Below are 12340 nucleotides of genomic sequence, written 5' to 3'. Positions count from 1 at the left end.
TTTAGTTATATAATTTATTTATTTTTTATCACCTTTTTAAAGTAAAATGGTTTTGCAGAGTTTTAGCTACAATTACACCTTCCTCTGGCTCTGCATATTCCATACGAAACCAATAATCAGATTCTGGCATTTTTTTACCATTAAACATACCATTCCAAGTTACTCCAGGTCCTAGTTGTTTTAACAGTTTACCGTACCTATCGTAAATATACACTTTAGCATCTACTAATTCTTCAATACCTAATACATTCCAACCATCATGTACTCCATCTCCATTTGGAGTAAAAAACTTTGGATAGCCAATTACTAAAAACGGAATTTCTTCAGATTGGCCACATCCATATTTATCATTTACAATTAAAGTATTTTGTCCGGGTGGCACATCATGAAAAAGTGTTTCATCTTGAAACTCACCACCATTTATAGCATATTCATACTCACTAGTACCATTAACAAGAACTTCTATTTTATTTCTATCTACCAAATAATCTATAACTGTAATTTCAATATCAGCAGGATTTGGAGGTGCGTGAAAATTTATTAAAATATCATCTGTAACTGTAGGCGGAGCTCCAGAAGCTGTAGTAATCTCTACAAAATACCTACCTGTATTTGGGCTAGTAACCGTATATTCTGTTCCTGTTGCTAAATTTGGATCATCAATAGTACCATCATCATCATAATCTACAGACCACCTAACACTTGCAACATCTGGCCCTACCGGAGATCTAAAAGCATTTAAAACCACGTCTGGATCACCTTCACAAGCATTTACATCTAACCCTAAAAACTCATCTCTAAACGTACAATCTAACGCATCTACATCTTCTGTAAAAGTTAAGGTAAAAGGTTCTGGATCGCCATCAAAATTAGTATTGTAGTTATTTATTAAAATATAATAAATTTCACCTTCTGCTATATCTAACAATTCATCATATGTGTTTTTACTTCCTTTAACAAAAGAAAAACCTTCTTGACCAGATTCTGGGTTGGTACCTAAACCTGTAAAAGCTGTATTGTTAGCTTCATAATTGCAACGTACTGGCTGTGCAGTACCATTACTTATACTAGCACAATCTGTATCTGGGCCATAAACGGCAAAATCCCATTCAGCTGTATCTGTATCTGCAGAAATATCAAACCCAATAACACCATCTTTTAAAGCTCTAAAAACATACCAAGATGTGTTATTTTCTATGTTTGCAGAGCTATTACTACCCTTTTCTAAACAACCTGTTTGCCTAATTACATCAGGGTCAAAATCATCTATATCTCCACGGCCATCTGCTATACCGCTAATTGGTGCGTCTCCGCACACTGGTATAGACGACCTACAATCTGGAGTAAATTGCGCATTGCTAATTAGTGTAAAAAAAAGAAATCCTACTACTAGTTTGTATTGTGCTCGCATAAAAATATTGCATTGGTTGGGATGTTACATAACCATATAATAAGCGGCAAATAATAAAATTTATTGCATTACGTCGAATATTTTTTTGCATAATCGACGAAATACCAATTTTACTTCTAGTTAAAATTTATCGTTTTAAGGTAAAATGACTACTTATGTGTTTTGCGGTAACCCTGTCTCCTGCGGTATTTGTATAGTTAAGTTTAAACCAATAATCAGACTCTGGCAATAGCTTTCCGCCATAAGTACCATTCCATGAATCAGCTCCGCGTAACTCCTTTAACAATTTGCCATATCTATCAAAAATATGTACTACGGGTTGCTGTAAAGATTCCATACCAACTATTTGCCAAGTATCATTAATACCATCGCCATTGGGCGTAAAATAATTATCAAAACCAACTACAACAATATCTTCTGTAACAAATCCACAGCCATTTTTATCTATAATAGAAACCGTATGGGCACCTGCAGACACGTCTGTAAACACATTACTACCTTGCACAGGAGAATCATCAATCTGATATTCAAAATCTCCTTTAATATCAGTTTCTACAGTCACTTTATTATTTGCATTAAAATCTTCTATAATTACAGTTGATATAGTTGGGGTTTGCCCCACAACAACTTGTACAACAACCGTATTAACACAAGTAACTCCTAAATTAACATAACTAATGTCTAAAACATAACTACCAGCAGAAAATACCTGAATAGTAGGTGTTGACTCACCGCTTTGCCAATTGTAATTATAATTGGGATCTGGATTGGTTTCTCCTATTGTTTCTGAAGTTGCTCCTTCACATAAAAAAACTTCTGTTTGTATTGTGGAAGTAGGAGTCTCTATAATTGTAATGTCAAATTCCTCAGAAACATCAAAGCAGTTTGGATTTTTTACAGATGTAGTTCTAACATAAACAGTATTTACACCTACGACAGGACTATATTGCATTGGCAAGCTAGATGCATTATTAAAAGCATCTGCGGGGGTTGCGTGGTAGCTAATAATAAAATCAGATGCCGCTTGTGTTCCTAGAGCCTCATCATTTTTTGTGGTTAAATTAAAAGGTAAATTTTCTTCACAAAGGGTAATATCTGTAATTGGGTTTGTAGTTGGAGCTGTAGAAAAAGCAACCTGAACATCACTTATTAAAACATCTGCCGCATTAGAAACTACCTCTACCCTATACATTGCATCTGTAGCTACATCTAAAGCTGCATTAGTTTCACCTACAATTTCTGTATATCCCAAGCCAACATCTCTATACCAAGTATAAGATGCTGTATTTGGCGTAGTAGCATCTAACCTAACAGTATCCCCATCACAAGCAGCAATTGGCGGCCCCAATAAGTTGCTAATAATAGAACAATCTAATGCCGTATTTGGATAGTCTATAAATATTTGTCCAGAAAACTGGATTGAAAAACCAGAGTTAATGTTACTAAAATTATTAATTAATAAATAATAATCTTCACCAGCCTCTACATTTAACCAATCTTCATATTGTACATTTGTTGCTCCAGTTGGGTCTTCCCCTACTCCTGTAAAAGAATTTCCATCGCCGTTATCAAAAAAATTACACCGCACAGGGGCTCCTAAACTACTACAGTCACTTGCCTTATACAAGGCAAAATCCCAATCCTCTGCGGCATCAAAACTAATATTAAAACCTAATTGTCCGGCTTCACCAGTTTTAAATCTATACCAAGCAGAATTTGACTCTATTGCTCCAGATAAAGTACGCTCTAAACAACCTGTTTCTGCTGCACCTCCAAAATCATCTACTCCGTAACCGTCTGTACCACCATTAGTTGGTGTATTATTACAAATAGGTATAGCATTGCTACAATCTGCAGACACTTGCGCACCAACAGACAGTAACCCTAACGTAAAGAAAAAAAACGCTATTGCGTACAACCTTTTCATAAATAGATAAAAGTTTGAGATATGTAAAACTAAACCTTAACAAACTTTAGCACTAATTAATGTTGTCAAACACCTTAAACTATAACATTAAATGCTATAATATGTATATCTTTGCATTTCTAAAAAATTTTAGGCTGATGAAAATAGAAAGCACTATAGAAGGGTTTGATGAAGAAATGGATAACGACCATTTATCTGCAGCTGAAGATACCCCTTTAAGAGAAGACGCTTTTGATCTTAATGATGACCAAAAGATAGAAAAAATACAAGCTAGTGTTAGAGATATTTTAACTACACTAGGTATGGACTTAACAGATGATAGTTTAAATGACACTCCAAAGCGTGTTGCAAAAATGTTTGTTAAAGATATTTTTGGAGGATTAAATCCGGAACGTAAACCAAAATCCTCTTCATTTGATAATAAATACAAGTACGGAGAAATGTTGGTAGAAAAAAACATTACTCTTTACTCTACTTGTGAACATCACTTATTACCAATAGTTGGTATTGCACACGTTGCCTACATATCTAAAGGAACAGTTGTAGGTTTATCTAAAATGAACCGTATTGTAGATTATTACGCAAAAAGACCACAAGTACAAGAAAGACTAAACATACAAATTGTTAGAGAATTACAAGAGGTTTTAGGAACAGAAGACGTAGCTTGCGTTATAGATGCAAAACACCTTTGCGTAAACTCTAGAGGTATTAGAGACATACAAAGTAGTACAGTTACTGCAGAGTATGGCGGCAAATTTAAAGAACAAGCTACACGTAAAGAATTTTTAGACTATATAAAGCTAGACACCAATTTTTAATTCCTTTTAGCCATAATGCAACTATATAAAAATCAGACAATAAAAGTTTATAATTCCCTTTCTGGAAAAAAAGAAGAGTTTAAACCTATAAACGAGGGCCATATTGGTATGTATGTGTGTGGACCAACAGTATACAGTAATGTACACTTAGGCAACTGCCGTACGTTTATGTCTTTTGATATGATTTTTAGATACTTTAAGCATTTAGGGTATAAAGTACGTTATGTGCGTAATATTACAGATGCAGGACATTTAGTTGATGATGCTGATGAAGGTGAAGATAAAATTGCAAAAAAAGCACGCTTAGAGCAAATAGAACCTATGGAGGTAGTGCAACGCTACACCGTAGATTTTCATAATACATTACAAAAATTTAATTTTTTACCTCCTAGCATAGAACCTACTGCAACCGGGCACATTATAGAGCAAATTGAAATTATTAAAGAAATTATTGAAAAAGGATTTGCTTATGAGGTTAATGGCTCTGTATATTTTGATGTTGTTGAGTTTAACAAAACAAACGACTACGGAATTTTAAGCGGCAGAAAACTAGAAGATATGATTGCCAATACTAGAGAATTGGCAGCGCAAAGTGATAAAAAAAATCCGCAAGATTTTGCTCTTTGGAAAAAAGCAGAACCAGAACATATTATGCGTTGGCCTTCTCCTTGGGGAGACGGTTTTCCTGGTTGGCACTTAGAGTGTACTGCAATGAGTACCAAATATTTGGGTGAAACTTTTGATATACACGGTGGTGGTATGGATTTAAAATTTCCGCATCATGAGTGCGAAATTGCACAAGCACAAGCAAGTAATGGCGCATCTCCTGTTAATTACTGGCTACACGCTAATATGCTTACGCTTAACGGTAAAAAAATGTCTAAATCTACAGACAACAATATTTACCCTAACGAAATATTTAGTGGAGATAACAATATTTTAAGCAAAGCATTTTCACCATCTGCTGTTCGGTTTTTTATGATGCAAGCACATTACACTAGCATTTTAGACCTTAGCAATGATGCCTTGTTGGCGTCTGAAAAAGGATACCTAAAACTAATGGAGGCTATTACAACTTTAAAAGCAATAGAGACTAGCAGTAAAACTGAATTTGACGTAGCTGCTTGGCAACAGAAATGTTATGATGCAATGAATGACGATTTTAACTCGCCAATTTTAATTGCACATTTATTTGAAGCAGTAAAACACGTTAACCTTATAAAAGGCGGCAAAGAAACTATTACTAAAGAAGACAAAGAATTATTAGAGAACACACTAAACACTTTTGCTTTTGATATTTTAGGACTTACTGGTGTTAATGAAGACGCTAATGGCAATTCAGAAAAACTAGAAGAAGTAGTAAACTTGCTAATTCAATTACGTAATGATGCACGTAGCAATAAAGATTTTGCTTTATCAGATCAAATACGCGACCAATTATTAGCAATGGGTATACAATTAAAAGATGGCAAAGATGGCACTACGTTTAGTGTATCTTAAAATATATTAAGATGATAAAAAAAATACTGATAGCACCATTTCTTCTATTAGTAAAAATATATCAAACTGCTATATCGCCTTTAACTCCAGCTAGTTGCAGATATTCACCAACGTGCTCACAATACACCGTAGATGCGCTAAAAAAACACGGTTTATTTAAAGGCGGTTTGTTGGCAACTAAACGTATTTTTAGCTGTCACCCTTGGGGAGGCAGCGGGTACGACCCAGTACCTTAGTCCTCAAAAAAGAATAAGATAAAATTAACTTATAATCACATTTTCTTTTTTAACCCCTTGCCCAAAATATGTATCTTAGCCATTCACAAAAAGAAGAATAGATGCATTTTTTAAGTATATTATGGAATCCTAATGAAACTTTATTTAGTCTTGGACCAATACAAATAAAGTACTATAACTTACTATGGATTACCTCTTTTGCTTTAGGTTGGGTAATTATTAAAAAGATTTTTGCTAATGAGAAAAAACCAATAGAGCAACTAGATTCTTTATTTTTATATACTGTTATAGCAACTATGCTAGGCGCACGCTTAGGTCACGTATTCTTTTATGACTGGGCATACTACCAAAATCATTTAATAGAAATTTTACTTCCAATAAGAGAAAACCCTAGCGGAAGACTTTTTGGTATAATTACAGGATACGAGTTCACAGGGTTTGCGGGTCTTGCTAGCCACGGTGCTGCATTAGGTGTTATTATTGGGATGTATTTATACAGCAGAAAATACCCAGACTATAAAATATTATGGCTTTTAGATAGGTTAGTTGTACCAGTTTCAATTGGTGCATTTTTTGTAAGACTAGGAAACTTTTTTAATTCTGAGATTAATGGTAAAATAACAGAAAAAACATTTGTTTTTGCTACAAAATTTATAAGAGATTCAGATGATATGCCTGCCTCAAGAGCATTAGCTCTAACTAAAGAAAGAACCGTAACTGCAGCGTACAAAGCTATTGAAAACAATCCAAAATTTGCTTCGATTTTAGAAAGTATACCTTTTAGACACCCTGCACAATTGTATGAAGGTGTTTGCTATATTTTTGTATTTGTTATTTTATCATACTTTTACTGGAAAACAGATAAAAAAGACAAAGCAGGCTTTTTATTTGGTTTATTTTTAATGCTATTGTGGACTATACGTTTCTTTGTAGAGTTTGTAAAGAAAAGTCAAGGTGGTTTTGAAGAGTCTTTAGGCACATTATCTACAGGACAATGGCTAAGTATACCTTTTATACTAATAGGCGCTTACTTTGTATTTAGACCTAAAAAAGCATAAAATGAAAACACTAAAGCATTATTCTTTATTATTAATTACTATTTTTTCTTTACTAACAAGTTGTAAAGAAAACAAAACAGAAGTTATAAAAACTCCTGAACCCGCTTTTACAAAAGAAGGCACACTAACAATTATTAAAAGCACAGACAACAGCAAAGCACTGTTATTAGATATAGAAATTGCTGAAACCGATTACGAAACACAAACTGGCTTAATGCAAAGAACAAGTATGAAGGAAAACCAAGGAATGCTGTTTATTTTTCCTGATTCTAGAATACATTCATTTTATATGAAAAATACTAAAATTGCTTTAGATATTATTTATATAGATGAAAATTTACACATAGCAAGTTTTCAGGAAAATGCAAAACCATTAGACGAAACAGGCTTATCTAGCAAAGTACCTGTAATGTACGTCTTAGAAATTAATGCAGGCTTATCTGAAAAATATATGTTAGAAGTTGGCGATAAAATAGATTTCACAAGACTATAACAATTATGAAATATCTTCTAAATGGCGAATCTACTGAAAGGTTATTATTTAGAAAATTAGAACACAAAGACTTTAACGATTGGCTTCCTTTTCATAAAGATCCTAGATCATCTGAGTTTTGGGACGGCTTACCTACAGACCCCATTGTTGCATGCAAGCAGCAATTTAACAGAGCTTTTGAACGCTACCAATATAATCTTGGTGGTATGAATGCGCTTATTTGCAAAAAAACTAATAAGCTTATTGGTTTATGCGGTTTATTAGTACAAACTGTAGATGATATTGATGAGTTAGAGATAGGATATTCTATTTTGCCAAAATACTGGAGAAAAGGTTATGCTACAGAAGCTGCTGTAAAATGTAAAGAATATGCTTTTAAGCATAATTTTACAGATTCATTAATCTCTATTATTCATATAGATAATATACCGTCACAAAAAGTTGCCATAGCCAACGGTATGCAGTTAAGCAAAACAACAAGTTATTGCAATAACCCAGTTCATATTTATAGAGTTTTTAAATAAAAGCAGTAAAATGCAACATCACATTACCATATTTACTAGCAACCAATCTAACACTAAATTGTTTATTGATAGCTTGTCTAAAAAAAATAATGCTGATTTTGATTTCCTCAGCAACAAAAAAGTACTGTTTTTTTCTAAATCTGAAATACATAAGTTTATTAAAGAGGAAGAAATACACGATATAAAAACAATTACCAAACACACTAAACAAAGCCTAAAATCTATGTCTAGTGGCGAACAAAAAAAAGCTTTACTTAATTATATACTTACCCAAAAACCAGAATATATTGTTTTAAACAACCCGTATGATAATTTAGACATTACATACCAAACAATACTAAAAAAACTACTAATTGACATTTCTGAAAATATAAACCTTATTTTAATTATTAGCAGACAAGAAGATGTTTTACCTATAAAAAGCAACATATATAAACTACACAAAAACAGGCTTACCGCCTACTCTTCCTTACAAGCATACAAAGCTTCAAGACAAAAAAATACACCATTAAAAACGCTTGCAATACCTAAAAATAATAACGTAGTTAACTATAAAGATAATGAACTTATTAGGTTAAAAAATGTATCAGTAGCTTACAACAACAAACAAATACTAAACAATATTAGTTGGAGTATATGTAAAGGAGATTTTTGGCAACTTATAGGCAAAAATGGCAGTGGCAAAACTACATTATTATCTATGATTACCGGAGAAAACAGTAAAGGCTACGGACAAGAATTATACTTGTTTGGCAACAAAAAAGGAACAGGAGAAAGTATTTGGGATATAAAAAAGAAGATTGGTTATTTTACACCGTCATTAGTAGATAGTTTTAAAGGAAACCACAGCTTACTACATATGATTATTGGTGGTTTTACAGATGCTATTGGCCTTTATACTAAACCTACAGAAACACAAAAAAGCGAAGCAGAAAAATGGTTGAAAATTGCACAGCTATCTACTTTAAAAAATAAATTATTTAATGAGGCAACTGTTGGCCAACAAAGGTTAACTATGTTATTAAGAGCTATAGTAAAACAACCTTTACTTTTAATTTTAGATGAGCCAACCGCTGGTTTAGATGATGAGAGTGCAACATTGTTTATAAACTTAGTTAACCAAATAGCTAGTAATAAGCAAACAGCAATTGTTTTTGTATCCCACCGACAAGAACCAAATTTAGAGCCTAGATCTATTTTAGAATTAAAAATTACACCAAACGGATCTTACGGCAAAAGACTAAAATAAAAAAGCTGCTTACGTATTGTAAGCAGCTTTTTATATGTTTTACAGATTGAAGAATTACTCTTTGTCTTCTACAACAACATCTTCTTTACCTGCTTGTATTCTTTTCTTTAATGTATCAAACATAACTGGTGTTGCAATAAATAAAGATGAATATGTACCTACAATAACACCAATTATCATAGCAAACATAAATCCTCTTAAAGATTCACCACCAAAAATAAAGATAGCTAGTAAAACTACTAACGTAGTTAAAGAAGTATTTAATGTTCTACTTAATGTACTGTTTAATGCTAAACCTACATTATCTCCAGAACTCCATCCTCTTTCTTTTACTATTTCTCTAATACGGTCAAAAACAACAACGGTATCGTTTAATGAGTAACCAATAACTGTTAATATTGCCGCAATAAATGCCTGATCTATTTCCATATTAAAAGGCATAACTTTACCTAATAAAGAGAAAACACCCAATACAAGTAGTACATCATGAAATACTGCAACTACTGCACCTAAAGAGAATTGCCACTTACGGAAACGGAATAAAATATATAAGAAAACTACAAATAACGAACCTAAAATTGCCCAAACAGCATTCTTTTTAATATCATCTGCAATAGTTGGTCCTACTTTTTTAGATTTTAATATTCCTATAGACACATCTTCTGTACCTCCATTATTAAACTCCTCAATTGTTAAACCACTAGGCAATAAACTCTGTAATGATGTAAATAATTTTTCCTGAATTTCTTCATCAACAGCAATATCCTCTGAATCTACTTTGTATGATGTAGTAATCATTATTTGATTATCCTCTCCAAAAGTTTTCACGTTAGTACCACTACCAAAAACCTCTGTTAAGTTTGATGAAATTTCTGAGGTATTAACACTCTGATCAAAACGTACTTGGTAAGTTCTACCTCCAACAAAATCTACACCTTGTTGCAAACCTGTAGTTAATAAAGAAAATAATGCAACAACTATTAATCCACCAGAAATAATGTAAGCAATTTTTCTTTTCTTTAAAAAGTTTATACTTAAGTTTTTAAATAGGTTTCTTGTTAGACCTGTGCAAAAATCTAAAACTTTCCCTTTACCACCTGTGTAACCTTCAATAAATAATCTTGTAACAAATATTGCAGTAAATAAAGACGTTGCAATACCTATTAATAATGTAGTTGCAAAACCTTTTATTGGTCCAGAACCAAATATAAATAAAATGATTGCTGTTAAACCAGTTGTAATGTTTGCATCTAAAATTGAAGACAATGCATTACCAAAACCATCTGATATTGCTAAAGATTGACCTTTTCCTTTTGCAAGCTCCTCTTTTATACGTTCAAAAATAAGAACGTTTGCATCTACAGACATACCAATTGTTAAAACAATACCAGCAATGCCTGGCAATGTTAATACGGCATCTAAACTTACAAGAACTCCAAATATTAATAATATGTTTAATAACAATGCAATATCTGCAGCCACACCAGCTTTACCGTAGTAAAAAACCATCCAAAGCAGCACTAACGCCATTGCAATTAAGAAAGACATTAAACCACTATTAATAGACTCATGTCCTAATGATGGCCCAACAACTTCTGACTGAATAATATCTGCTCTTGCAGGCAATTTACCTGCTCTAAGTACATTTGCAATATCTTTAGTTTCTGTTATAGTAAAATCTCCAGAGATTTCTGTACTACCTCCAGATATACCACCAACTACAGAACAACCAGGAGCAGTGTATACTCTATTATCTAAAACTACAGCAATACCAGTTTGGTTTAAGTTAACCTCACTTGTAAATTTTTGCCATTGTTTAGCTCCTTTAACGTTCATATCCATACCAACAGCTGGCCTGTTAAACTGATCGAACTGAGCACGAGCTGCACTAACAACATCACCACTCATTTTTGGAGTATTATCTCTATTCCCTTTTAAAGCAAAAAGGCCAACAACCTCAGATCCCTTAGAAGGACGCTCCCATACAAACTTAACGTGTTGTATAGCATTTGGTATTAATCTTTTAATTTCTGGCATATTAAGGTATTCATTAACCTTAGCCGTATCTTGTATTGCAAATTCTGCAATAGCAAAACTATTTGGAATTCCTTTAATTAAATCGCCTAAAGGGTTCACCTGATTAGCAACATCTAAAGAATCCTGAGTAACATCAGATAATAAAGAATCTATTTCTGACTCTGGTTTAGACTCTGTGTCTTCTGCCGTAGCAGTTTTTGTATCTACTAAAGATCTTAACTTTTCATTTGCTGCATTTATAAATTGCATTACGTTAGGGTCATTTTTAGGATATGTTTCCCAAAACTCTAACTGCGCAGTACTAGAAAGCAATTCTTGCGCTCTTGCTTTATCTTTAGCACCCGGTAATTCTACTAAAATACGACCAGAAGTACCTTCTCTTTGTATATTTGGTTGTGTTACACCAAAACCATCTATACGCTCTCTTAATACTTCAAAAGCAGATTCTACAGACTCATCAATCTTTTTACGGATTATAGATTTTACTTCTTCATCTGAAGCATCCAAAGATTTTATTTCTTCACTTAATGATTTTGTAAAGAAAATATCAGGAGAAGCTAACTTTGTATCACCCTTATTAGCATCAAAAGCATCAAAAAATAAGTCTACATATGTTTTATCACTACTTTTAGATGCCTCATCAGCATCTTTTAAAGATTTAAGAAAAACAGGGTTTTTAGTGTTATTTGCTAAACCTAATAAGATATCTTTTATCTTAATTTGTAGCGTTACATTAATACCACCTTTAAGGTCAAGACCTTTGTTTAATTCTTTTTTCTTAGCTTCATTATAAGATGTAAATCCAAAAACGGATTCGCTTCCAATTGAGTCTAAGTATTTAATTTCCAATGCCTCTCTCTTGCTTGCAAAATCTTTTTCAGATTCAGAAATTTTGCTAGCTGCATAAGTTGCTGCTTCATTTTCAATCTTACTACTTATAAAAGTATAGGATAATTGATAGATACTTACGATCCCAAATAAAAAAGCAAACAGCTTTATAAGTCCTTTATTATACATTAGTTTTTGTTTATTATTGGTAATTTTATATAGCGTGCAAATATATCATTTAAGATATGAAATGCCAATA

The 12340-nt window shown here is 32.7% G+C and carries 10 protein-coding genes; 7 read left to right on the top strand and 3 right to left on the bottom strand.

Annotated features, from left to right (window positions below):
* Positions 1-28 precede the first annotated feature (28 nt).
* Positions 29-1411 carry a T9SS type B sorting domain-containing protein gene (locus tag PBN93_RS11465; RefSeq protein ID WP_077406239.1) on the bottom strand — a complete coding sequence of 461 codons (1383 nt, stop codon included), beginning with the start codon at positions 1409-1411 and terminating at the stop codon, positions 29-31.
* Between the two features lie 127 nt (positions 1412-1538).
* Entirely contained in the window at positions 1539-3338 is a 1800-nt protein-coding gene (locus PBN93_RS11460) for a T9SS type B sorting domain-containing protein (RefSeq protein ID WP_271080702.1), read from the bottom strand.
* A gap of 137 nt (positions 3339-3475) precedes the next feature.
* Between PBN93_RS11460 and folE the strand changes: the two genes are divergently transcribed.
* The 7 genes from folE to PBN93_RS11425 all read left to right on the top strand — a co-directional run bounded on the left by folE (position 3476) and on the right by PBN93_RS11425 (position 9216).
* Positions 3476-4156 carry a GTP cyclohydrolase I FolE gene (folE, locus tag PBN93_RS11455; RefSeq protein WP_077406233.1) on the top strand — a complete coding sequence of 227 codons (681 nt, stop codon included), beginning with the start codon at positions 3476-3478 and terminating at the stop codon, positions 4154-4156.
* 15 nt (positions 4157-4171) lie between these two features.
* Positions 4172-5656, top strand: coding sequence for a cysteine--tRNA ligase (gene cysS, locus PBN93_RS11450; protein ID WP_271080701.1), 1485 nt, complete (start codon positions 4172-4174; stop codon positions 5654-5656).
* An 11-nt stretch (positions 5657-5667) separates the two neighbouring features.
* A complete protein-coding gene (yidD, locus tag PBN93_RS11445; protein ID WP_077406227.1) occupies positions 5668-5892 on the top strand; it encodes a membrane protein insertion efficiency factor YidD in 225 nt (74 codons plus the stop codon).
* A 101-nt stretch (positions 5893-5993) separates the two neighbouring features.
* A complete protein-coding gene (lgt, locus tag PBN93_RS11440; RefSeq protein WP_271080700.1) occupies positions 5994-6950 on the top strand; it encodes a prolipoprotein diacylglyceryl transferase in 957 nt (318 codons plus the stop codon).
* A 1-nt stretch (position 6951) separates the two neighbouring features.
* A complete protein-coding gene (locus PBN93_RS11435; protein WP_271080699.1) occupies positions 6952-7443 on the top strand; it encodes a DUF192 domain-containing protein in 492 nt (163 codons plus the stop codon).
* 5 nt (positions 7444-7448) lie between these two features.
* Positions 7449-7967, top strand: coding sequence for a GNAT family N-acetyltransferase (locus PBN93_RS11430; RefSeq protein WP_077406218.1), 519 nt, complete (start codon positions 7449-7451; stop codon positions 7965-7967).
* Positions 7968-7977: 10 nt separating this feature from the next.
* A complete protein-coding gene (locus PBN93_RS11425) occupies positions 7978-9216 on the top strand; it encodes an ATP-binding cassette domain-containing protein (RefSeq protein WP_271080698.1) in 1239 nt (412 codons plus the stop codon).
* 54 nt (positions 9217-9270) lie between these two features.
* Here PBN93_RS11425 and secDF read toward each other — a convergent pair whose 3' ends face one another.
* A complete protein-coding gene (secDF, locus tag PBN93_RS11420) occupies positions 9271-12270 on the bottom strand; it encodes a protein translocase subunit SecDF (RefSeq protein ID WP_077406212.1) in 3000 nt (999 codons plus the stop codon).
* Positions 12271-12340: the final 70 nt, after the last annotated feature.

The sequence above is a fragment of the Cellulophaga omnivescoria genome, from assembly GCF_027915275.1.
GTDB lineage: Bacteria > Bacteroidota > Bacteroidia > Flavobacteriales > Flavobacteriaceae > Cellulophaga > Cellulophaga omnivescoria.
This window is presented reverse-complemented; position numbering and strand designations above follow the sequence as displayed.